The organism is Rhodanobacter spathiphylli B39 (genome assembly GCF_000264295.1).
Lineage (GTDB): Bacteria > Pseudomonadota > Gammaproteobacteria > Xanthomonadales > Rhodanobacteraceae > Rhodanobacter > Rhodanobacter spathiphylli.
The window spans coordinates 1-22,477 of sequence record NZ_AJXT01000071.1 but is presented as its reverse complement, the minus strand read 5'-3'; the positions used below and the strand labels follow the sequence as shown (position 1 = coordinate 22,477).

General features: G+C 67.1%; 20 protein-coding genes. 10 read left to right on the top strand and 10 right to left on the bottom strand.

The window, feature by feature from the left end:
- Positions 1-114 precede the first annotated feature (114 nt).
- Positions 115-1,155, bottom strand: a complete 1,041-nt coding sequence (locus UU7_RS16945) for a hypothetical protein (RefSeq protein WP_007810538.1) — start codon at positions 1,153-1,155, stop codon at positions 115-117.
- Between the two features lie 159 nt (positions 1,156-1,314).
- On the opposite strand from UU7_RS16945, the gene UU7_RS16940 reads away from it, so the two are divergent.
- Positions 1,315-1,509: a hypothetical protein gene (locus tag UU7_RS16940; protein ID WP_007810536.1), complete on the top strand. Its 195-nt coding sequence runs from the start codon at positions 1,315-1,317 to the stop codon at positions 1,507-1,509.
- Positions 1,510-1,611: 102 nt separating this feature from the next.
- Here UU7_RS16940 and speE read toward each other — a convergent pair whose 3' ends face one another.
- Complete coding sequence (speE, locus tag UU7_RS16935; protein WP_007810534.1) at positions 1,612-2,481, bottom strand: polyamine aminopropyltransferase; 870 nt, start codon at positions 2,479-2,481, stop codon at positions 1,612-1,614.
- A gap of 286 nt (positions 2,482-2,767) precedes the next feature.
- On the opposite strand from speE, the gene speA reads away from it, so the two are divergent.
- Both speA and UU7_RS16925 read left to right on the top strand, forming a co-directional pair.
- Positions 2,768-4,657: an arginine decarboxylase gene (gene speA, locus UU7_RS16930; RefSeq protein WP_007810532.1), complete on the top strand. Its 1,890-nt coding sequence runs from the start codon at positions 2,768-2,770 to the stop codon at positions 4,655-4,657.
- 103 nt (positions 4,658-4,760) lie between these two features.
- Positions 4,761-5,561: a 3-hydroxybutyrate dehydrogenase gene (locus tag UU7_RS16925; protein WP_007810530.1), complete on the top strand. Its 801-nt coding sequence runs from the start codon at positions 4,761-4,763 to the stop codon at positions 5,559-5,561.
- Positions 5,562-5,655: 94 nt separating this feature from the next.
- Here the strand turns inward: UU7_RS16925 and UU7_RS16920 are convergent, their stop codons facing one another.
- The 4 genes from UU7_RS16920 to radC all read right to left on the bottom strand — a co-directional run bounded on the left by UU7_RS16920 (position 5,656) and on the right by radC (position 9,999).
- Positions 5,656-6,411 carry an SDR family NAD(P)-dependent oxidoreductase gene (locus UU7_RS16920; protein ID WP_007810529.1) on the bottom strand — a complete coding sequence of 252 codons (756 nt, stop codon included), beginning with the start codon at positions 6,409-6,411 and terminating at the stop codon, positions 5,656-5,658.
- 22 nt (positions 6,412-6,433) lie between these two features.
- The gene (locus UU7_RS16915; protein WP_007810527.1) at positions 6,434-7,132 is read right to left on the bottom strand and encodes an SPOR domain-containing protein; all 699 of its coding nucleotides are present in this window, start codon (positions 7,130-7,132) and stop codon (positions 6,434-6,436) included.
- Entirely contained in the window at positions 7,132-8,820 is a 1,689-nt protein-coding gene (gene argS / locus UU7_RS16910) for an arginine--tRNA ligase (RefSeq protein ID WP_007810525.1), read from the bottom strand. Before argS ends, UU7_RS16915 begins: the two co-directional genes overlap by 1 nt.
- A 507-nt stretch (positions 8,821-9,327) precedes the next feature.
- On the bottom strand, positions 9,328-9,999 hold the full coding sequence (radC, locus tag UU7_RS16905; protein ID WP_007810523.1) for a RadC family protein: 672 nt from the start codon (positions 9,997-9,999) through the stop codon (positions 9,328-9,330).
- Positions 10,000-10,097: 98 nt separating this feature from the next.
- Here radC and coaBC point away from each other — a divergent pair, with 98 nt between their 5' ends.
- The 3 genes from coaBC to UU7_RS19045 are packed head-to-tail and all read left to right on the top strand — an operon-like array spanning position 10,098 to position 14,164.
- Positions 10,098-11,303: a bifunctional phosphopantothenoylcysteine decarboxylase/phosphopantothenate--cysteine ligase CoaBC gene (coaBC, locus tag UU7_RS16900; RefSeq protein ID WP_007810521.1), complete on the top strand. Its 1,206-nt coding sequence runs from the start codon at positions 10,098-10,100 to the stop codon at positions 11,301-11,303.
- Positions 11,300-11,758, top strand: coding sequence for a dUTP diphosphatase (gene dut / locus UU7_RS16895; RefSeq protein WP_007810519.1), 459 nt, complete (start codon positions 11,300-11,302; stop codon positions 11,756-11,758). Before coaBC ends, dut begins: the two co-directional genes overlap by 4 nt.
- Before the next feature lie 60 nt (positions 11,759-11,818).
- Positions 11,819-14,164 (top strand): phosphomannomutase/phosphoglucomutase, encoded by a 2,346-nt coding sequence (locus UU7_RS19045; RefSeq protein ID WP_040673644.1) that lies wholly within the window; start codon positions 11,819-11,821, stop codon positions 14,162-14,164.
- Between the two features lie 55 nt (positions 14,165-14,219).
- On the opposite strand, the gene UU7_RS16885 is transcribed toward UU7_RS19045, so the two are convergent.
- Together UU7_RS16885 and pyrE are read right to left on the bottom strand one after the other, a co-directional pair.
- Positions 14,220-14,864, bottom strand: coding sequence for a DUF4124 domain-containing protein (locus UU7_RS16885; protein ID WP_040673643.1), 645 nt, complete (start codon positions 14,862-14,864; stop codon positions 14,220-14,222).
- Positions 14,865-14,990: 126 nt separating this feature from the next.
- The gene (pyrE, locus tag UU7_RS16880) at positions 14,991-15,638 is read right to left on the bottom strand and encodes an orotate phosphoribosyltransferase (RefSeq protein ID WP_007810513.1); all 648 of its coding nucleotides are present in this window, start codon (positions 15,636-15,638) and stop codon (positions 14,991-14,993) included.
- Between the two features lie 152 nt (positions 15,639-15,790).
- On the opposite strand from pyrE, the gene UU7_RS16875 reads away from it, so the two are divergent.
- The 3 genes from UU7_RS16875 to UU7_RS16865 all read left to right on the top strand — a co-directional run bounded on the left by UU7_RS16875 (position 15,791) and on the right by UU7_RS16865 (position 18,327).
- On the top strand, positions 15,791-16,561 hold the full coding sequence (locus tag UU7_RS16875; protein WP_007810512.1) for an exodeoxyribonuclease III: 771 nt from the start codon (positions 15,791-15,793) through the stop codon (positions 16,559-16,561).
- Positions 16,551-17,867, top strand: a complete 1,317-nt coding sequence (locus UU7_RS16870; protein WP_425480525.1) for an AmpG family muropeptide MFS transporter — start codon at positions 16,551-16,553, stop codon at positions 17,865-17,867. Before UU7_RS16875 ends, UU7_RS16870 begins: the two co-directional genes overlap by 11 nt.
- A gap of 157 nt (positions 17,868-18,024) precedes the next feature.
- Positions 18,025-18,327: a hypothetical protein gene (locus UU7_RS16865; RefSeq protein ID WP_007810509.1), complete on the top strand. Its 303-nt coding sequence runs from the start codon at positions 18,025-18,027 to the stop codon at positions 18,325-18,327.
- Here UU7_RS16865 and UU7_RS16860 read toward each other — a convergent pair.
- On the bottom strand, positions 18,297-19,430 hold the full coding sequence (locus UU7_RS16860; RefSeq protein WP_007810507.1) for an anhydro-N-acetylmuramic acid kinase: 1,134 nt from the start codon (positions 19,428-19,430) through the stop codon (positions 18,297-18,299). The genes UU7_RS16865 and UU7_RS16860 overlap by 31 nt on opposite strands.
- A gap of 12 nt (positions 19,431-19,442) precedes the next feature.
- The gene (locus UU7_RS16855) at positions 19,443-20,888 is read right to left on the bottom strand and encodes an OapA family protein (RefSeq protein ID WP_007810505.1); all 1,446 of its coding nucleotides are present in this window, start codon (positions 20,886-20,888) and stop codon (positions 19,443-19,445) included.
- A gap of 180 nt (positions 20,889-21,068) precedes the next feature.
- Between UU7_RS16855 and tyrS the strand changes: the two genes are divergently transcribed.
- Positions 21,069-22,280 (top strand): tyrosine--tRNA ligase, encoded by a 1,212-nt coding sequence (tyrS, locus tag UU7_RS16850; RefSeq protein ID WP_007810503.1) that lies wholly within the window; start codon positions 21,069-21,071, stop codon positions 22,278-22,280.
- The last annotated feature ends 197 nt before the right edge of the window (positions 22,281-22,477 follow it).

Genomic DNA, 22,477 nt, shown 5'->3' with positions numbered 1-22,477 from the left:
GTAAGGTGATCCCAGCCTAACGGGCGAGGCGCGAAAGGGGAATGGGGCCCGGGCAGGGAATCGGGGCGGGGGGAATCGGGACGCGGAGAAGCGCGCCGCTCCTTCCCCTGTGCCCTATTCCTGATTCGCCGCAGTTCGCGGCTGCCAGTCGGCGGGCGGGTCGGCGGGGATGTCGTTCTCGCGCAACGCAGCCAGTTGCAGGCTCATCTGGGTGCCGCCCTTGCGGGCCAGTGCCAGCAGGCGTTGCGACAGCGCGGCATCGTCCGGGGCGCGGGCCAGCAGCTGGGTGAAGTTCTGCACCTGCCAGATCAGCGTGCGGCGGGCATCCTTCGCTTCCTGTTGCGCCGCCGGGTCGTCGGAAAGCACCTCGCGCAGGTGCAGGCCCAGTGATCGGGCCAGCGGGCTGGAGCCCCATTCCAGGGTCTTGCCCAGCGCCAGGCAGTCGGACTTGATCGAGGCATCCTTGCCGGCGTTCTCGCAAAGCTTGGCGATCAGCGGCAGGCTCGGCTGCGGCTGGCTGCTGGCCAGTCCGAACACCAGGATGGTCTGCATGCCTACCGCGCCACCCGCATGGGCGGGGTCCAGCGTGTCGGCCGGTGGCGGCAGCACGCCGACCGAGCCGGCCAGCGCCTGCAGGCTGACGCCGCTGTAGTCGTCGTAGAGTTTTGCCGCCGCGGCCCGGGCCAGGTCGTCGCGCGCGTCATCCTGCTTCATGCCCCGCGCGTCGGCGCCCAGCTTGACCAGCCAGACGGCGGCATTGTCGGGTGCCTGAGTCAGCAGCTTGTCCAGCGCGGCGCTGTTCGGGCAGGCATCGGCCTCGGCGTCGCAATCGGCCAGCTGGGCCCAGCTGACGGCGGCGCCGGCGCCTTCGGCCATCGCTGCCCGCTCGATCAGTCGATGGAAGCTGTTGGCGGGCGGCTGATTGAACAGTGGGCGTGCCAGCAGCGCAGCCCCCAGCAGGCGGTTCGGATCGCCACCGGGTGCCAGCACGCTGACCAGGTCGCGCTGAAAGGCCAGCTGCGCCTTGTCACGGGCCTGGGCGCTGGCGCTGGGGCCGTGCGCCCTGGCCTCAGGCTTGGTCTTGGCGGCGAGCGCCGGCGCGGCCAGCAGTGACAGCGAGCAAACCAGGGCGAGGTGACGCAGTCCGTGCAGCATGGGCGTGCTCCGCAGTCAAAGCGTGCAGCATACCGCCCGCAGATTAAGCGCGGCTGATTCGGCGGCCAGCCAAAACGCGCGGTTTTCACGCGGCTTGCTACGATGGGCGTTCCCCGGCGCAGGGCCGCGCCCCCATGAGCATCGTTCGGGAGACGCGTAGTGGATCATCTGTCGACATTCGCCGACGGCGCACCCTGGTTTGTCGGTTGGGGCACGCTGGCCCTGATCAACGCCGCGCTGGCGCAGGGCAAGAACCGCAGCGGCCTGCTGTGGTTTCTGCTGTCGCTGCTGCTGGGGCCGATCGCCACCTTGCTGATCGTGCTGCTGCCGAAGGTGCGCGCGAAGATGTTCTGAGGGCGGGGCTGCTGGCCCGAGGTGGGCCTGGGCACCACCAGAGCGCGGTTGATCCAAGCCGCGCTTCGGAGATCCGCACGATGTCCATTTGAAGCTTTTGGCTTATTCGCCAAAAGCTTCGCGCATGAATTCCGGCTGGGCCAGTGCGCCCTTGTGGATCTCGGCGTTGTAGTAGCGGGTCGGGAAGTTCTTGCTCAGCGCGCCGCGCTCGCGGAAGCCGGACAGGTCGCCGCCCTTGCGCGCCATCGTGCAGCTCCACCAGCCGGTGGGGTAGCACGGCTGCGGGAACGGCAGGGTCTTCACCGCGCTGAAGCCCGAGGTGCGCATCGCCGAGCGCATCGACTTGATCAGCTCGAGGTGGGCCAGCGGCGATTCGCTCTGCTGCACCAGCAGGCCGCCATGGCGCAATGCCTTGAAGCAGCTGGCGTAGAACGCGGCATTGAACAGGCCTTCGGCCGGACCCACCGGGTCGGTCGAGTCGACGATCACCAGGTCCAGCGAATCGGGCTCGGCATCGGCCATGTACTTGATGCCGTCGATGAACAGCAACTCGGCGCGCGGGTCGTTGTTCGAGTCGCACAGCTCGGGGAAATACTGCTCGGCCAGGCGGGTGACGCGCTCGTCGATCTCCACCTGCACGGCCGACTCGACTTCCTCGTGCTTGAGCACCTCGCGCAGCGTGCCGCAGTCGCCGCCGCCGATGATCACCACGCGCTTGGCCCGCGCATGGGTGAACAGCGCGGGATGGGTCATCATCTCGTGGTAGAAGAAGTTGTCGCGGGTGGTCAGCATCACGCAGCCATCGATCACCATCAGGTTGCCCCAGTCGGTGGTCTTGTGGATCTCGATGGTCTGGAACGGGGTCTTCTCCGCGTGCAGCAGTTGCTCGGTGCGGAAACCGATGGAGGAACCGGAAGCCTGGTGGGCCTCGGTGAACCAGCTGGCTTCATTCGGCGTGGTCTGCTGCGACATGGCGGGTGTTCCTGACGAACCGTGGTGGGATAGCAAGACTGCCCATTGTAGCGACAACCGCCGTGAACGTCCCGCCAGCGGCGGCCGGCTCTTGCGCATATCGTCACACCTGCCCGTTACAATGGCCGCTGGCCTGCCGGCGTCCTGCCGGCGGCCGACCAGTCCGATCGGCCCCGCGGCGTGCGAGGCTTCCGGTCGCTCGGGCTCGTGCTCCTGTCGTTGAGCAAGACGTCAAGGCTCGCCGCTGCGACGACATCATCCTTTTCCATCGAGGAGATCTCTCACCATGGCGAACCCCTGGAACACCGACGCTGCCCGCCACACCTACGCCGTACCCCACTGGGGCGACGGTTATGTCGACGTGGACAGTGCCGGCGACATCGTGATGCGCCCGCGTGGCGTCAACGGCCCGGCGCTGTCACTGCCGCAGATCGTCGGGCGCGCCCGCGCCGAGGGCCTGCGACTGCCGCTGCTGGTGCGCTTTCCCGACATCCTGGCCGACCGCCTGGCGCGGCTGCAGGGCGCGTTCGCCCAGGCGATCGCCGAACACGGCTACGCCGGCGGCTATACCGCGATCTACCCGATCAAGGTCAACCAGCAGCGCGGCGTGGCCGGCGAACTGGTGGCGGCGGGCACGCATGGCTTCGGCCTGGAAGCGGGTTCCAAACCCGAGCTGATGGCGGTGCTGGCGATGGCGCGGCCCGGTTCCATCGTGATCTGCAACGGCTACAAGGATCGCGAGTACATCCGCCTGGCGCTGATCGGCAAGAAGCTCGGCCTGCGCGTGCACATCGTGATCGAGAAGCTGTCCGAGCTGGAGCACGTGTTCAGCGAGGCGAAGGCGCTGGACGTGGAACCGCTGCTCGGCGTGCGCGTGCGCCTCGCCTCGATCGGCGCCGGCAAATGGCAGAACACCGGTGGCGACAAGGGCAAGTTCGGCCTGTCGCCGAACCAGGTGCTGAGCCTGATCGAGCGGCTCGACGCGGCCGGCCTCAAGCACACGCTGAAGCTGCAGCACTTCCACATGGGCTCGCAGATCTCCAACGTGCGCGACATCGCCAACGGCATGCGCGAGGCCACCCGCTACTTCGTCGAGCTGCGCCGGATGGGCGTGCCGCTGGAAATCGTCGACGTCGGCGGCGGCCTTGGCGTGGACTACGAAGGCTCGCGCTCGCGCAGCCACAACTCGATCAACTACTCCATCGAACAATACGCCTCGACCATCGTGCAGTCGCTGGCCGAGGCGGTGGCCACCGAAGGCCTGGCCGCGCCGCACATCCTCACCGAGGCGGGCCGCGCGATGACCGCGCACCACGCGGTGATGGTGGTCAACGTGACCGAGGTCGAGGAGGTGCCGGCCGGCGCGATCCCGCCGCCGTGCGCGGACGAGCCGCCGGTGCTGCGCCGCCTGCGTGAAACGTACGGAGAACTCGATCGGCGGCCGGCGCTGGAGCTGTTCCACGAAGCCCAGCACCACCTCAGCGAGGGGCAGACGCTGTACGCGCTGGGCCAGCTGGCGCTGGCCGACCGCGCCCGGCTGGACGAGATGTTCTATGCCGTCGCCAACGCCGTGCGCACGCGCCTGCTGCCGGCCGAGCGCTCGCATCGCGCGGCGCTGGACGAGCTGGACGAGAAACTTGTCGACAAGTATTTCGTCAACTTCTCGGTGTTCGAGTCGATCCCCGACGTGTGGGCGATCGGCCAGATCTTCCCGATCGCGCCGATCGCGAGGCTCGACGAGCAGCCCACCCGTCGGGGCGTGATCGTCGACCTCACCTGCGATTCGGACGGCCGCATCGACCATTACGTCGATGCCGACGGTGTCGACGTGAGCCTGCCGTTGCACGCGTTGAGGGACGGCGAGAGCTACTGTCTCGGCGTGTTCATGGTCGGCGCCTACCAGGAGACCCTGGGCGACATCCACAACCTGTTCGGCGACACCGACGCGGTCAACGTGCGGGTGGAAGGCGATGGCTACGTGTTCGCGCACAGGCGCAGCGGCGACACCACCGACCTGATGCTCGACTACGTGGGCTACGACCTCGAAGCGCTGCGGCAGAGCTACCGCGAACGCATCGCCAGCGCCGGCGTGAGCGGTGCAGAGGCTGCGCGATTGTATGGCGTGCTCGACGGTGGCCTCACCGCCTATACCTATCTGGCCGAGGACGTCGGCTGAGGCCCTGTCCCAAGGTCCGATGGCGCCGTGTGCAGCGGCGCCTACAATTTGCGGCATGTGCGCGGCCGGCGGCCGCGCCTTCCCAACCCCGAGGAGCAATCGCATGAACAGTCTCGAAGGCAAGGTCGCCCTGATCACCGGCGCGGCCAGCGGCCTCGGCAAGGCGATCGCCGAGCTGTACGCGCAGCATGGCGCCAGCGTGGCGATCGCCGACATCAACCAGCAGGCGGCGGACGCGGTGGCGGCGCAGATCAGCGCCGCCGGCGGCAAGGCGATCGGCATCGCGATGGATGTCAGCAACGAGGAGGCGGTCAACGCCGGCACCGACCGGGTGGTCGCCGAGTTTGGCCGTCTGGACATCCTGATCTCCAACGCCGGCGTGCAGATCATCAACCCGATCGACCAGCTGGCCTTTGCCGACTGGAAGAAGATGCTGGCGATCCACCTGGACGGCGGTTTCCTCACCACCAAGGCCGCGCTGAAGCACATGTACCAGGACGACGGCACCGGTCAAAGCCGCGGCGGCATCGTGATCTACATGGGCTCGGTGCATTCGCACGAGGCCTCGATGCTGAAGGCGCCCTACGTCACCGCCAAGCACGGCCTGCTCGGCCTGGCCCGCACGCTGGCGAAAGAAGGCGCGCCGCACAACGTGCGCTCGCACGTGATCTGCCCCGGTTTCGTGCGCACGCCGCTGGTCGAGCGGCAGATTCCCGAGCAGGCGCAGGAGCTGGGCATCAGCGAGGACGAGGTGATCAGGAACGTGATGTTGAAAAACACCGTCGATGCCACCTTCACCACGCTCGAAGACATCGCCCAGACCGCGCTGTACCTGGCCACCTTCCCGTCCGCCGCCCTGACCGGGCAGTCGATCGTGGTCAGCCACGGCTGGTTCATGCAGTAACGGCCGGGGAACAGACGTTCGTCTGTTGGAGGGCGGAACTCGCAAGAGCGCAGGGCGGGCACCGCTCGCCAGGCCAGACTCGGCGGCGCGGTTTCTACGCGTCGCGCGCGACCTGCAAGCCCGCTGCCGACTGGCTGACCGGCATCACCTCGACGCGGTTGACGTTGAGGTGCGGCGGCATGTTGGCGATCCACCAGATGGTGTCGGCGATGTCGCCGGCGGTGATCGGATGGGCGCCGGCGTAGAGCTGGTCCGAGGCGGCCTGGTCGCCGCCGGTGCGAACCACGGTGAATTCGGTTTCGGCCATGCCCGGCTCGATCGAGCTGACCCGCACGCCGGTGCCGTGCAGGTCGCAGCGCAGGTTCTGCGAGAACTGGGTGACGAAGGCCTTGCTGGCGCCGTACACGTTGCCGCCGCGGTAGGCGTAGCTGCCAGCGATCGAGCTGATGTTGACGATCGCGCCGCGGCGTTCGATCAGCTGCGGCAGCAGCAGGTGGGTCATCGTCACCAGCGCGGTGACGTTGGTGTCGATCATCTGCTTCCACTGCGCCAGGTCCGCCTGCTGCGCCGGGGAAGTACCCAGCGCCAGACCCGCGTTGTTGAGCAGCAGATCGATGGCCGCGAAGGCCGGCGGCAGCGCCGCGTGCGCCGCGCGCATCGCGCTCTCGTCGCGCATGTCGAAAGCCGCCGCGTGCACCTTGTCGGCGCCGTGCCGATCCACCAGCTGCTGCAGGCGCTCGGCGCGGCGGCCGCTGGCGATCACCCGCCAGCCGCCGGCCACGAAGCGTTCCACGGCGGCGGCGCCAAAGCCGGAGCTGGCGCCGGTGATCCATGCGGTCTTGCTTGTCATGCGCAGTGTTTCCAGGAAGTGCTCAGCGACCTTCTTTCAGCGCGATCGCGTTGATGCCGGCGCCGGCCAGGCGCTGCTTGGTCGATTCCAGGTCGGTGGCCGAACGGAACGGCCCCAGCCGGACCCGGTGATAGGTCTGCCCGCCGATGCTGACCGACTGCACGTTGGCCACGAAGCCCTGCAAGGCCAGCTTCGCCTTCAGCGTTTCCGCATCGGAGGCGTTCGGGAAGGCGCCCACCTGCAGCAGGTAACCGCTGCCGGCACCGGGCTGCGCCACGGCACTGGCCGGCGCCGCGGTGACGTTCTGGGTGACCGCCTGGGGTGCATTAGCCTGCGCCGCGGCCTGCGCCGCCTGCTGCGCCTGCAGCTGGGCCGCCTGCTTCTGCTGCTGCTCGACACGCGCCTGCGCGCTGATCTCGGCGTCGGGGATGCGTACTTCCTTCTCCGACAGCACCGAGTAGAAGTCGAACTGCGGCTTCTTCGGCGCGGTGTCGCTGGCGCCGGACTCGAGCACGCCCGGCGCGCTGCCGCGCTCGGCGGTCGCCTGCGGATTCGCCTGCGGACCGTCGGCCTTGCGCAGGCTGGTCAGCAGGCTGCCGCGCATCATCACCGCCATCAGGATCACCCCGGCCAGCAGGCCGATGACGGCGTAGCCCCATCCCGGGAAGCCACTGCTGCCATTGCGCACGGCCTGTCGGCCCTTGCCCTTGCGTGCTGCCATTACATCTTCTCCGGGGCGCCGAGGCCCAGCAAATCCAGACCATTCTTCAATACTTGCCGCGTCGCCACCACCAGCGCCAGACGCGCGTTGCGCAGGTCTGCGTCCTCGACCAGGAACTGGTACGAGTTGTAGTAGGTATGAAACGCGTTGGCCAGTTCACGCAACCACGCGGCAACCAGATGCGGCTCCAGGTTCGCCGCAGCGGCCTCGACCACTTCCGGGTACTTCGACAGCTCGGTCAGCAGGATCTGCTCGTGCTCGTTGTCCAGTCGGTCGAGGTGGGCCAGGCCGTCGGCGACGTTCACCGTGAAGCCCTTCTCCGGCGCCTGGCGCAGCACGCTGCAGACGCGGGCGTGCGCGTACTGGATGTAGTACACCGGATTGTCGTTGGACTGCGAGCGGGCCAGGTCGATGTCGAACACCAGCTGCGAGTCGCTCTTGCGCGAGATCAGGAAGTAGCGCGTGGCGTCGCGGCCGACCTCGTCGATCAGGTCGCGCAGGGTGACGTAGCTGCCGGCGCGCTTGGAGATCTTCACCTCCTCGCCACCCTTCATCACCGTCACCATCTGGTACAGCATGTAGTCGGGGTAGCCCTTCGGGATACCGCAATCGAGCGCCTGCAGGCCGGCCTTCACCCGCGCCAGCGAGCCGTGGTGGTCCGAGCCCAGCACGGTGATGGCCTTGCCGTAGCCACGCTGCCACTTCGACAGGTGGTAGGCCACGTCGGGCAGGAAATAAGTATAAGTGCCGTCGGACTTGCGCATCACGCGGTCCTTGTCGTCACCGAACTCGGTGGTGCGCAACCACAATGCGCCGCCTTCCTCGTAGGTATGGCCGTGGGCGACCAGTTCGCGCACGGTCTCCTCGACCTTGCCGTCGCTGTACAGCGACGACTCCAGGAAGTACGTATCGAAGCTTACGGCGAACGCCTGCAGGTCCAGGTCCTGCTCGTGACGCAGGCTGGCCACCGCGAAGCGGCGGATCGCGTCGAGGTCGTCCACGTCACCCGCGCCGACCACGGTTTCGCCGTCAGCCACCACCGATTCGCGATCGAGATAGGCGCGCGCCACCTCGGCGATGTAGTCGCCGCGATAGCCACTCTCGGGCCAGTTGCTGTCTTCCGGCGTGATGCCGCGCGCGCGCGCCTGCACCGAGATCGCCAGGTTGGCGATCTGCACGCCCGCATCGTTGTAGTAGAACTCGCGCTTCACGTCCCAGCCGCTGGCATCGAGCAGGCGGCTCAGGCAATCGCCGATCGCGGCATTGCGGCCGTGGCCCACGTGCAACGGGCCGGTCGGGTTGGCCGAGACGAATTCCACGCCCACGGTCCTGCCGGCACCGCTGGTGTTGCGGCCGTAAGCATCGCCTTCGGCCATGATCCGACGCACTTCGGCGTGGTAGGCGCCGGCGGCCACGAAGAAATTGATGAAGCCCGGGCCGGCGATCTCGACTTTCGCCACCAGCGTGTTGGCCGGCAGTGCGGCCACGAGTTTCTCGGCCAGCTCGCGCGGCCTGGCGCGTGCGGCCCTGGCCAGCAGCATGGCTGCGTTGCAGGCGAAATCGCCGTGTTCGCGACTGCGTGCGCGTTCGATCACGAAGCCCGGCAATTCGAGATCGGTGGGCAGGGTGGCATCGGCTTGCAGGGACGTGATCGCCTGCAGCACCAGTTCGCGCAGCTGTTCTTTCACGGGTGGGGTCGGTTTCGTGATGGAACCGCCAATCCTAACAGACCGCCACGGCGGCGAAACGCGCCCGTATGGGTACCGGCGACGGCCGGTGGCTGCTGATCCCGTCTTGCTGCGGCGCCGCGAACCGGCTTGTGGATAAGTCTGTGGGGAAAGCTGCGTCCCGCAAACGGCGGCCTGCCCCTGACGCCATCCGGTTCCGCTGTCGCAAGAAATTGTTCAATTATTTCATGGGCTTGATGAATAAAACTCAGGTGAATCGGCGAGCCTGCCCGGCAAGGGTCGGTATCACCGTTTTGTGCATAAGTTTCGGCCACTTGGCGCTGCCTTCGCGGCAGGGAATCGTCATCGGCCTGTCATGCGGCGATGCGACACTGGCCAGGCCACGAGATGACCTCCCCTCCAGATCCTGGCAAACGGAGATGCCGCTCTCTCCTCTCCAATCGGCCCGCGGCGTGGCTCTTGCCACGCCGTCTTTTTGTGGACCGATGGCCTGGCAGACGCGCCCGTTCAGATCAGGCCGCGGGCGGCCATCGATACCGGCTCGCCGCTGCCGATCACCAGGTGATCGAGCACCCGCACACCGACGAGTTGCAGCGCGCTGCGCAATTCATGGGTGATGGCGCGATCGGCGGCGCTGGGTTCGGCCACGCCGGAAGGATGGTTGTGCGCAAAGATCACGGCGCAGGCGTTGTGCTGGAGGCAGGCGCGCACGACCTCGCGCGGGTGCACGCTGGCACCGTCGACCGTGCCCCGGAACAGCTCCTCGAAGGCGAGTACGCGGTGGCGGTTGTCCAGATAGAGGCAGCCGAACACCTCGTAAGGCAGATGGCGCAGGCGCGCGCGCAGGAAATCGCCGCTGTCGCGCGGATTGCCCAGGCTGGGCTTGTCCTGCAGTTGTTCGGCCAGGCTGCGCCGGGCCAGTTCCAGCGCCGCGGCGATGCGCGAACGCTTGGCCGGGCCCAGTCCGCCGACCCGGATCTGCTGTTCCGGGCGAGTCAGCAGCGCGCCCAGGCTGCCCGCGTTGGCAAGCAGCTCGCGGCCCAGCGCCAGCGCATCCTTGCCGCGGCTGCCGCTGCCCAGCAACACCGCCAGCAGCTCGGCATCGGACAGCGCGGAGCTGCCGCGCGCCAGCAGTTTTTCACGGGGACGTTCGCCCTCGGGCCAGTCGCGAATGCTCATGCACAGACGTTGCCGGAGCACGCCTGCAGCAGGCAGCGGTGGGCGGGGATGAATCCGGTAAGCTAGGCCACTGCCCGACTGTCAGGCCCGCCTTACATATGAGTCTTGCCCAACGCCGCATCCTGCTGGGAGTGTCCGGCGGCATCGCCGCCTACAAGTCCTGCGAGCTGGTTCGCCGGCTGCGCGACCTCGACGCCGAGGTGCGCGTGGTGATGACCGAGGGCGCCACGCATTTCATCAGTCCGACCACCTTCCAGGCACTGTCGGGACAGCCGGTGCGGGTGAGTCTGTGGGACGCCCAAGCCGAGGCGGCGATGGGCCACATCGAACTGGCGCGCTGGGCCGAACGCATCCTGGTGGCGCCGGCCAGCGCCGACCTGCTGGCCCGGCTGGCCCATGGCATGGCCGATGACCTGTTGACCACGCTGTGCCTGGCCAGTGCCGCGCCGCTGTACCTGGCGCCGGCGATGAATCAGCAGATGTGGGCGCACCCGGCGGTGCAGGCAAACATGGCGACCTTGCGCCGGCACGGTGCCCGCGTGCTGGGGCCGGCGGTGGGTGACCAGGCCTGCGGCGACGTCGGCAGCGGACGCATGCTGGAACCGCACGAGCTGCGCGATGCCCTGCTCGCCTCGTTCGGCGATCGCTGCCTGGCCGGCTTCAAGGTGGTGGTGAGCGCCGGGCCGACCTATGAAGACATCGATCCGGTGCGTTTCATCGGCAATCGCAGTTCGGGCCAGATGGGCTTTGCCGTGGCTGCCGCCGCCGTCGCAGCGGGCGCCGAGGTGACCCTGGTGGCCGGGCCGGTCAGCCTGGCCACGCCGGCGGGCCTGCATCGGCGGGTGGATGTGCGCAGTGCGGCGCAGATGCATGCGGCGGTGCTCGAGGCGGCGACCCATGCGGACGTCTATATCGGTGCGGCCGCGGTGGGCGATTACCGTCCGCAGGAAGTGTCGGCGCAGAAGCTCAAGAAGCGCGATGGCGGCGAGCTGGTCCTGCATCTCGATGAGAATCCGGACATCCTGGCCAGCCTTTCGGCGCAAACCGCGCACCCGTTCCTGGTCGGATTTGCCGCGGAGACGCATGATGTGGCCACGTATGCGCAGGGCAAGCTGCGCCACAAGGGGCTGGACATGATTGCGGCGAATCAGGTGGGCGGTGGCCTCGGTTTCGAGGCGGCCGACAATGCGTTGACGCTCTACTGGGCTGACGGCTCGGTCGAGCTGCCGCGGGTGGCGAAGACGGAGCTGGCGCGCCAGCTGATTGCCCGGGTGGCGGAACGTTACCGGGCCACCCGGGCATGAACATCGATGTGGCGATGAAGATCCTCGATCCACGCCTTGGCGACAGCATTCCGCTGCCGCAGGCGGCGACCGCAGGCAGCGCGGGCATGGATCTGCGCGCCGCACTGGAACAGCCGCTGACCCTGGCGCCGGGCGAGAGTGCACTGGTGCCCAGCGGCATCGCGATCCATATCGATGCCCCCGGCTGGTGCGCGCTGATCGTGCCGCGCTCGGGACTGGGTCACAAGCATGGCCTGGTGATGGGCAACCTGGTCGGGGTGATCGACGCCGACTACCAGGGGCCGTTGATGATTTCGTGCTGGAATCGCGGGCGCGAGTCCTACACCATCGCCGTGGGCGACCGCATCGCGCAGTTGCTGCTGGTGCCGGTGGCGCAGGCGCGACTGCATGTGGTCACCGAGTTCGCAGCGAGCCAGCGTGGCGAGGGCGGCTTCGGCTCGACCGGTATCCGATAGATCGACGAGCCGGTTCGGAGTGCACCGAACCGGCTTGCAGCTTCAGCCGCGGGGGCGGAAATGGCGTTGAACATCGCAAGAGAGCGCTTGAGCAACCTCAGGGTCGACTGGTCGACCCTGTTGCCGCTCGTCGGCGCCACCGTGCTGCTGCTGGTGGGCCTGTTCTGCGTCTGGCAGACCTGGCTGATCGCCGACGAGGGCGATGCAATCGATCGGGTGCACCAGGCCCAGGACCAGGCGGTCAGGGCGATGTCCGAGGAAATCGTCAACCAGCGCCGCTCGATCGAGAAGGTGCTGGCCGGGGTGGACCCGGCCACCCTGATGAGCGACCCGGCGCAATCCGCTGCCGCGCTGCGCCAGCAGTTGCCCCAGGCCAGGAAGCTCGAGTTGTACAGCGGTGACCTGGCCGAAGTGCTGCGCGCCAACTACCGAGAATTCGGTTATGCCAAGGCCGCCCAGCTGATGGCGGCGCAGAGTGCCGACGGGGTGCCGCCGGCACAGAGTGTTTCCTACGGCAGCGGGGACCGGCGGCTGAGCCTGGTGATCCCGCTGGGCCTGCCGCAACAGACCCAGGCGTGGGCCTGGGTCGAACTGCCGTTCGCCCCGATGAAGCAGCGCTTCGACGCCATCTCGCCGGCCGGTGGCCGGCTGGAGCTGCGCCAGGGTGACGACAGCGGCTACATCCAGCTGTTTTCCAACGGGTCGAACTCGGCCGAGATCGAGGCCGCCGGCAAGCCGGTCGCCGGCAGCGCCTTCAGCGTGGGCGTCGGTCTTCCCCGGGCGTTCATCGTGTTGCCGCGCTCGGTGATCCTGAGCGCGTTGCTGGCCCTGCTAGGGCTTGGTGGCGGCGCCTACCTGAGCTGGTTGCGTCTGCGTCGCCAGCAGGTGCCGGTCGAACCGGAGGAAGACGAACTGCCGCTGGCGCCGCTCACTCCCGCGACCGCGGAGGCGGCGAGGCAGCCCCGCACCTCGCCGCCAGCCCCGTCGCCGCCGCCAGCGGTCGCCCCGGTGCCCGCGCCGACCAGCGTGGACTCTGCCATCTTCCGTGCCTATGACATCCGGGGCGTGGTCGGCAAGACCCTGAACGCGGACGTGGCGCGCCTGCTCGGCCAGTCGATCGGCACGCTGATGGGCGAGAAGGGCTTGCGCGAGATCGTGGTCGGCCGCGATGGCCGGCTGTCCGGTCCGCAGCTCGCCGCCGCACTGGCCGACGGCCTGCGCGACGCCGGCATCGACGTGATCGACATCGGCGCGGTGCCCACGCCGGTGGTGTATTACGCGGCCTACCGTTTCAATACCGGCTGCGGCGTAGCCGTCACCGGCAGCCACAACCCGCCGGACTACAACGGCTTCAAGATCGTGATCGGTGGCGAGACCCTGTCCGAAGGTGCGATCCAGGACCTGTACCAGCGCATCGCCAGCGGCGCGCTGACTGGTGGCGGCTCCGGCGGGCTGCGCCAGGTCGACGTGGCGCCGGACTACATCGAGAAGATCGTTTCGGACGTGCTGGCCGAGCGCCGCCTGAAGATCGTCGTCGACTGCGGCAACGGCATCCCGGGGGCGATCGCGCCGCAGGTGCTGGAAGGCGTGGGCTGCGAGGTGGTGCCGCTGTACTGCGACGTCGACGGCAGCTTCCCGAACCATCATCCGGATCCGTCCGACCCGGCCAACCTGGAAGACCTGATACTCGCCGTCAGGCAGACCGGGGCCGATCTGGGCGTGGCGTTCGACGGCGACGGCGACCGCCTCGGCGTGGTCACCCAGTCCGGCGAGATCATCTATCCGGATCGCCTGCTGATGCTGTTCGCGCGCGACGTGCTGTCGCGCCAGCCCGGCGCCACCGTCATCTACGACGTGAAGTGCACCAGTCACCTGAAGGGCCAGGTGCTGGACGCCGGCGGCAGTCCGCTGATGTGGCGTACCGGCCATTCGCTGATCAAGGCGAAGATGCGCGAGACCGGGGCGGAGCTGGCTGGCGAGATGAGCGGGCACTTCTTCTTCAAGGAGCGCTGGTACGGCTTCGACGATGGCATCTACGCCGCCGCGCGGCTGCTGGAGATCCTGGCCGGCGACCTGCAGGGGCGCAGCCCGGCCGAGATCTTCGCGACCTTGCCCAAGAGCGTTTCCACGCCGGAACTGAAGATCGAGCTGGCCGAAGGCGAGCACTACCGGTTCATGGACAGGCTGCGTCAGCAGGCGACGTTCGAGGACGCCACCCTGATCACCATCGACGGCGTGCGGGCCGACTGGCCCGACGGCTGGGGTCTGGTGCGTGCGTCGAACACCACGCCCGCGCTAGTGCTGCGCTTCGAGGCGGACAATGCGGCGGCGTTGGCCCGCATCCAGCAGGTGTTCCGCAAGCAGTTGCTGGCAGTGGACTTCAAACTGAAGTTGCCGTTCCCGTAGGCAGGGCGTCGCCGCGACGTCGAGCTGCGGAACACGCGGCCCGCACCGGAGCTTGCTAGTCGTCCGAGCGCTGCTTGTCCTGGACCGCCTTGACCTCGCGGTAGTGCGCCATCAGCTGGGCCTGCTGCTGCACGGATTGAGCCCGCGCCGCCTGCTGGCGTTGCAGGGTGCCGCGCAGCGAGGCCACCACGTTGCGCTGTCTGGCGATGTTGTCGACCAGGGCCTTCGGCACGGCCTCCTTGCCGTTCTCGATATCGGCGGCGCGGCCCAGCAGGTCGGTCAGCGCCTTCTCCTGGCTGCGCAGGTTGATCCGCGTCGTGTTGATCTGCTGGTCGAAGGTGTCCAGCGCCTGCTGCAGCGAGATCTGGTAGGACTCTTCGTCGGGATAGGCGGACAGCATCTGCGCGTCGGCGTCCGCGCGCTCCTGGATGGCGCGATCCTTCGCGGCCTGTTCGGCAGCCAGCTTGTTGGCGGCCGCCCGCTCCTGGGCGTTCAGCTGGCGCGACACGCGTTGCACCACCAGGCCACGATCGTTGACCAGCTCGTAGCCGTACTTCATCGCCTCGGTGGTGAGGCTGTCGCTGAAATGCACCAGGCCCTGACCGTCGTGCCATTTGTAGCGAACGCCGGTGTTCTGCGCGTACGCCGAAGCGCCCGCGCACAGCACGATGGCAGCAATGATGAGCAATGGTCTACGCATGGATTTCCCTCTTGTCGGCCAGTATAGCCGCGCCGGTCACACTGGCTAGCTGCTGCCCGGCGGGATGCAGGGGCAATCGTGGCTACTGTGACCGGTGTCGTCGCAGTCTATGGGCCGGGGCCGAACTCATGGCTGAACCCCGTACTGCTGCCGATAAGCCAGCAGTCGGGCGTGTTCGGCGCTCAATTGCGGGCGCTCGCCGGCATAGGCCAGCACGTCGTCGAGGCTGGTGATCGCGATGACCGGGATGCCGTGGTCGGCAGCCACCTCCTGGGCGGCCGAGCGCCGGCCCAGGCCGCGTTCCTGCCGGTCCAGCGCGATCAGCACGCCGGCAGGCGTGGCGCCGTGAGCGCGGATCAGCGCCAGCGATTCACGCACCGCGGTGCCAGCAGTCATCACGTCGTCGACGATCAGCACGCGACCCTGGAGCGGCGCGCCGACCAGTACGCCGCCCTCGCCGTGCTCCTTCGCTTCCTTGCGGTTGTAAGCCCAGGGCAGGTCGCGTTGATGCTGCTCGGCCAGCGCGATGGCAGTGGCGGCGGCCAGCGCGATGCCCTTGTAGGCCGGACCGAACAGCATGTCCACCGGCAGCTCGGCGTTCATCAGCGCGGCAGCATAGGCACGGCCGAGCTGGGCCAGCGCGGCACCGGAATCAATCCGGCCCATGTTGAAGAAGTACGGGCTCTGGCGTCCGGACTTCAGGGTGAACTCGCCAAAACGCAGCACCTCGCGCTGCAGGGCCAGTTCGATGAAGTCGCGTTGGTAATCGTGCATGGTCGTCTCGCGCGGTTCGGTTTCGATGCAGCGTGTTCCACGGGCCGGGGAACGCTGGGCGGGCGCCATGGTACAGCCGGCGTCACGGCGATGCCGATGGCGGGTCCGGGAGACAGGCTTGTTATGATGGTCCATCCGCTTCGGGAGCATCCATGCGCATCATCAGCCTCAATGCCAACGGCATCCGCTCGGCCGCCAGCAAGGGCGTGTTCGACTGGCTGCGCACGCAGGACGCGGACGTGGTCTGCCTGCAGGAAACCAAGGCGCAGGAAAACCAGCTGAGCGACCCGATGTTCCGCCCGGACGGCCATCACTGCTTCTACCGCGACGCCAGCAGCAAGAAGGGGTACAGCGGCGTGGCGATCTACGCGAAACGCGAGCCCGACCAGGTACTGACCGAGCTGGGCTGGGTCGAGTTCGACAACGAGGGCCGCTACATCGAGGCGCGCTTCGGCAACCTCAGCGTGGTGTCGCTGTATTTTCCGTCAGGCTCCTCCGGCGACGAGCGCCAGCAGTTCAAGTTCAAGGCGATGGAGTGGATCACGCCGATCTTCGACCAGTGGCTGAAGAGCGGCCGCGACTACGTGATCTGCGGCGACTGGAACATCGTGCACACGAAGAACGACATCAAGAACTGGGCATCCAATCAGAAGAACTCCGGCTGCCTGCCGCAGGAGCGCGCATGGCTGGACCTGCTGTTCCAGCAGCGCGGCTGGGTCGACAGTTTCCGCGCGATCAAGCCCGAGGCGGTCGAATACACCTGGTGGTCGAACCGTGGCCAGGCGCGCGCGAACAACGTGGGTTGGCGGATCGACTACCAGGTCTGCACGCCGTCGCTGCGCGAGCGCATGCAGGCGTGCTCGATCTACCGCGACCAGCGCTTCTCCGACCACGCCCCGTACATCGTCGACTATGCCGACTGAGTCGGGCGCGCCCAAGCCGGCGAAGCCCTCGGTCTGGCGGGCGTTTGCCCAGCCGGCGGCGTGGACGATGTTCCTGCTCGGCTTCTCCTCGGGCCTGCCGTTTCTGCTGGTGGCCGGCACGCTGGCGTACTGGCTGAAGGAAAACGGCATCAAGCTGGCGGACATCACGATGATAGCCAGCGCCGGCATGACCTACGCGTTCAAGTTCGTCTGGGCGCCCTTGCTGGACCATGGCCGCATTCCCGGCTTCGCCCGGCTCGGACAGCGCCGCGGCTGGCTGCTGTTTGCGCAGCTGGGCGTGGTGATCGGGCTGTTCGCCATGGCGCTGCTGACGCCGGCGCAACTGCCCCTGTTCGTGGTCGCCACGCTGGTGGTGGCGTTCTTCGGTGCGACCCAGGACATCGCTGTCGATGCCTACCGGATCGAGATCGCACCGATCGAGGCGCAGGGCGCGCTGGTGGCCACCTACTCGCTGGGCTACCGGATCGGCCTGCTGCTGGCCGGTGCGGTGGCGCTGATCCTGGCCGACCACCTGCCATGGCGGACGGTCTACGCGCTGATGGCGCTGGCGATGGTCGTGCCCGTGGCGACAACCCTGATGGCGCGCGAACCCGAGGTGTTGCGGGTGCGCGCCGCACGCTGGCGCGACGCCATGCGCGAAAGCGTGATTGATCCATTCGCCGATTTCTTCCGTCGCTACGGCTGGGTGCTTGCCGTGGTCACGCTGCTGTTCCTGCTGCTGTTCAAGATGCCGGAGCAGGCGACCATCGGCGGCATCATGAGTCCGTTCTATCGCGACATGGGTTTCTCCAAGACCGAGATCGGCACGATCACGAAGATCTACGGCATCTGGATCGGCATTGTCGGCGTGTTCCTCGGTGGTGCCGCAGTAGCCCGCTGGGGCGCCTGGCGGCCGCTGGGCGTCACCATCGTGCTGTGCGGCTGCAGCAACCTGTTGTACCTGCTGTTGATCGCCCACCCCGGCAACCTGCTGGTGCTGACCCTGGTGATTTCCGGCGAGAACCTCACCCTGGGCATGCTGGGGCCACCGACCGTGGCGTTCCTCTCGTCCCTGGTCAACCGGCAGCACACCGCGACCCAGTACGCGCTGCTCAGTTCGCTGGTGAATCTGCCGGGCAAGCTGCTCGGATTTTTCGCCGGCGGCATCGCGACGGCCACCGGATACGGTGGCTACTTCGTGATCACCGTGCTGGCCGTGCTGCCTTCGATGATGTTGTTCGCGTGGCTGTGGCGATACTTTCGCGGCGCCGAGCGCGAACGGCTGGCGAACGAATCGGGCAGCTGAGGACGCAGCCCGCTCCGCGGGCCCTTAATTGACAACGCGCACAAGCGGACTGCGAAGCAGTCCACGGATTCGTGCTTCCGGCGCCCTGCCCGTTGATGGCTATGCAAACATCGGGGTACAGGGGCATGTGTAACATGGAGTGACGCTTGTGCCGGACATGATCTTGCAACACGTCGACAGCCTGCTCACCGAGCGCATCAGGGCGTTGGCCAAACATCGCCGCTGCTCCATCAATGACGTGATGCTGCAGGCATTGCGTAGCGGACTTGGCATTTCGGTGGCTCACCACTTCAGCGAAAGCCAGCGCGACCCCGACGCCTTCGGCAGCCTCGACGGGCACTGGGAAGATGCCGAACAGGGTGTGTTCCAGGAAGCCCTGCGCGCGCTGGCGCATACCCGGCCGACGCAGCTGGCTCCGGAGCGGATTCGTTACGACGAACCGGCCGCCGGCGCGGAATAGATGGCGCCCAGCACGCGGTGACCGCGTGCGCCGGTGACCGACGGAAGGTTGCCCGGCAATCCCAGCAGCCGCTGGCGCGCCAGCCAGGCGAAGGCAGTCGCTTCGAGGAAGTCGGGGTCGACGCCGTAACGCGAGGTGCCGAGAAGCGCCCGGGGCGCCAGCAGTTCCGCCAGCCGCCGCATCAGTGCGCCGTTGTGGACGCCGCCGCCGCAGGCCAGGACTTCGCGGGCATCCGGCGCGTGTTGCGTGATCGCTGCGACGACACTGCGCGCGGTCAGTTCCAGCAAGGTGGCCTGCACGTCGGTCGGTTGCACCGCCGCCAGCCGCAAATGGGTTGCGAGCCAGTCCAGGTGGAAGTATTCGCGGCCGGTGCTCTTGGGCGGCATCAGCGCAAAGTAGGGGTCGTCCAGCAACTGCGCGAGCAGGGCTTCGTCGGCTTGCCCGCTGGCCGCATACCTGCCATCCCGATCGAACGACTCGCCGCGCTGGCGCAGGCACCATGCGTCGAGCAGGCCATTGGCCGGGCCGGTGTCGAAGCCGAGCACGCTGCCATCGGCGCCGAGCACGGTGATGTTGGCGATGCCGCCCAGATTCAACACGACTCGCGTGTGCCCCGGTCGGGCCAGCAGCATCGCGTGCACGGCAGGCAGCAGCGGTGCGCCCTGCCCGCCAGCGGCGATGTCGGCGCGACGGAAGTCCGCCACCACATCGATACGGCAGCGCTCGGCGATGACGCTGGGGTCGCCCAGTTGCAGCGTGAATGGATAGTCGCCGCCGGGCCGATGACGCAAGGTCTGGCCGTGGGAGCCGATCGCGCGGACAGCCGACGCCGGCGTGCCGCTGCGCTCGAGCAGTTCCAGCGCCGCTTCGGCGAAGCCGTGGGCGATCTCCACGTCCAGTCGCCCCAGAGTGTCCAGATCCGGCGCGCTCTCGCCTTGCGCCAGGGCTAGCATCCGCTCGCGCAGCGCGCCGGGCCAGGGGTGCGAGTGACTGGCCAGCAATTGCGGCATGCCACGGGGAAAGCTGACCAGCACGCTGTCGATGCTGTCTGCGCTGGTGCCGGAAATCAGCCCGAGATAAGTCGCCGACGCATCGTCATCCACGAGTGGGATTGCTCAGTTGTCGTGGTTGGCAGGCGTGCTGGCGCGAGCCAGCCTGATGCGCGAGTCCAGTTCGGTGAGGCGCGCCAGCTGCGGCTTGACCACTTCAGCCTTGAATCGCGCCATTTGTGTGGCGGGCAACGGCTCGGGCTTCGGCAGGGTGACCGTCTGCGGATTGCGCTGCTGGCCATTGACGCGAAACTCGTAATGCAGGTGCGGGCCGGTGGCCAGCCCCGTCATGCCCACGTAGCCGATCACCTCGCCTTGGCGCACGCGTTCACCGACGTGCTGGCCCTTCACGAAACGCGACATGTGGCCGTACGCGGTACTGATGGTCTTGTCGTGCTGGATCACCACGAAGTTGCCGTAACCGCGTTCCCAGCCGTGATACTTGATGACGCCATCGCCGGCCGCGTGGATCGGCGTGCCGCTCGGGGCGGCGTAATCGACGCCCTTGTGTGCGCGCATGCGACCGAGGATCGGGTGCAGCCGCGCCGCGGTGAATTTCGAGGAGATCCGGGTGAAGTCGACCGGGATGCGCAGGAACGATTTCTGGATCGGCCGGCCGTCCTCGCTGTACCAGCCGTAGCTGCCGTCCGCCTTCTTGAAGCGGTACGCGGTATAGCGCTTGTCCTGGTTGATGAACTCGGCGGCGATGATGTTGCCCTGGCCGTAACGCACGCCATCGCGGTAGATGTCGTCGTAGATCACCGTGAAGCTGTCGCCGACGCGGATGTCCTGCACGAAGTCGATGTCGTACTTGAACAGGTCGGCAAGCTTGCCCACCATGGCCGCGTCCATGCCTGCCTGATCGCCGGCGGCATACAGGCTGCTGCGGATGACGCCATGGGCGACCTGTTCGCGCAGGTCCATGTCACGCTGCTGGATCGCCAGCGTCGGCTGTGCGCCATCGAGTCGAACGATGGCTCGGCTCGCCTGATCCTGGTCGAAACGAAAACCCTTCAGGCTGCCGTCGCTGCCGAGCAGGAAGTCGAATTCCTGCCCCGGGCGGATGCTGTGCAAGGCGGACTTCGCCGAACCGGCAGCGTCCATGACGCGTTGCAGATCCGCCATGCCAAGGCCACGTGCATTGAAAATGTCGGAGAGCGTCTGGCCGGGCTGCACCCGCACTACCTGCCAGTCGTCCACCGTCGGGCTGGTGATGCTGGACGGCAACGCCTTGGGCAGCGCAAGCGGAAGCAATGCGTGGACTTCCGGTGTCGGCGCCGGCCGCATCGCACTGGCCCATGCGGGCATGATGAAGCCGGACAGGGCGGTAATCAGCAGGGCGGTACCAGCCAGTACCAGGCGTTCGCGATGCCAGCGGATCGGTTCGATCTCGCCGGAACGATTGAACGACCAATGTGCACAGCGTTCGTAAAAGTTGGAGTGTCGGCGCTGTGCCTTGCGGCAGATCGCCTGCTTGCGGTTTTGCCGCGTCCCCTGCTTTTCTTCTGCCATGCTGTATCGCCCACGTTACAAAGTACAAACTGCGCGTACCATAACGGGCATGTGTAAAGGGCGTCAATGCCTTTCCCATCAAGGGTTTGCAACACATTCCTTGTTAACACACAATTAACGTTGACGGCACGGTCACACTGCTTGCCGCGACCCACTTTTCACCAGCAGAGAAAGAAACACATGAGCGAGCTCGAGCAGGCGCTGGCCACCATTGCCCGTGGCGCCGACGACATCATCAAGCGGGAAGACCTGGCCGAGCGCCTGAAGACCGGTCGTCCATTGCGGATCAAGGCGGGTTTCGATCCGACGGCGCCGGACCTGCATCTTGGCCACACCGTATTGCTGAACAAGATGCGCCAGTTCCAGGATCTGGGACACCAGGTGATTTTCCTGATCGGCGACTTCACCGGCATGATCGGCGATCCGACCGGCAAGAACGTCACCCGCAAGCCGCTGACGCGGGAAGACGTGCTGGCCAACGCCGAGACGTATGCGGAGCAGGTCTACAAGGTGCTCGACCGAGAGAAGACCGAGCTGCGCTTCAATTCCGAGTGGTTCGGCAAGATGAGCGCGGCCGACATGATCCGATTGGCGGCGCAGCACACCGTGGCGCGCATGCTCGAGCGCGACGACTTCACCAAGCGTTACGCGGCGCAGCAGCCGATCGCGATCCACGAGTTCCTGTATCCGCTGGTGCAGGGCTACGACTCGGTGGCGCTTAAGTGCGACGTCGAGCTCGGCGGCACCGACCAGAAGTTCAATCTGCTGATGGGGCGCGCGCTGCAGGAGCACCACGGCCAGCCGCCGCAGGTCGTGCTGACCATGCCCTTGCTGGAGGGGCTGGACGGCGTCAACAAGATGTCCAAGTCGCTGGGCAACTACATCGGCATCAACGAGCCGGCCATCGACATCGTCACCAAGACCATGAAGATCGGCGACGAGTTGATGTGGCGCTGGTTCGAGCTGCTCAGCTTCGAGGTGTCGCTGGACGAGCTTTCCCAGATGAAGCGGGACATCGCCAGCGGCGCCCTGAATCCACGTGATGCCAAGCTGCGTCTGGCCCGCGAGCTGGCCACGCGCTTCCACGACGCGGCAGCTGCCGAACTGGCGATCGCGGGCTGGCATGCGGTGGTACGTGGTGAGGGCGACACATCGTTGTTGCCGCAGACGGATATCGGCGTGCCCGGTGAGGGCCTTCGCCTGGCGGCTCTGCTCACCGCGGCCGGGCTGACGGCGAGCAACTCCGAAGCGAACCGGAAACTGAAAGAGCGTGCGGTGCGGATCGATGCCGAGGTGGTCGAGGATGCGCAGCGGGTCTTCCATGCAGGCTTCGAAGGCGTACTGCAGGTTGGCAAGCGCAATTTCGCCCGCGTGCGGTTGGTGCAGGGCTGACCGGGGCGTCGTTCCAGCGCTGCGTTCGGTGGACGCGAAAATTAAATTTCGCGTCGGCTCAGCGGTTTGCGCAACATCCGCAAGGTTTCTCTGAAGAAGCGCTTGCCAAACCGAAAACACATCGTATTATTCGCAGCCCGCAGTCGCCCAACGTCGCAAGACGGACCGCCGGGACCTCGAAAAAAGCTTTCACGAGG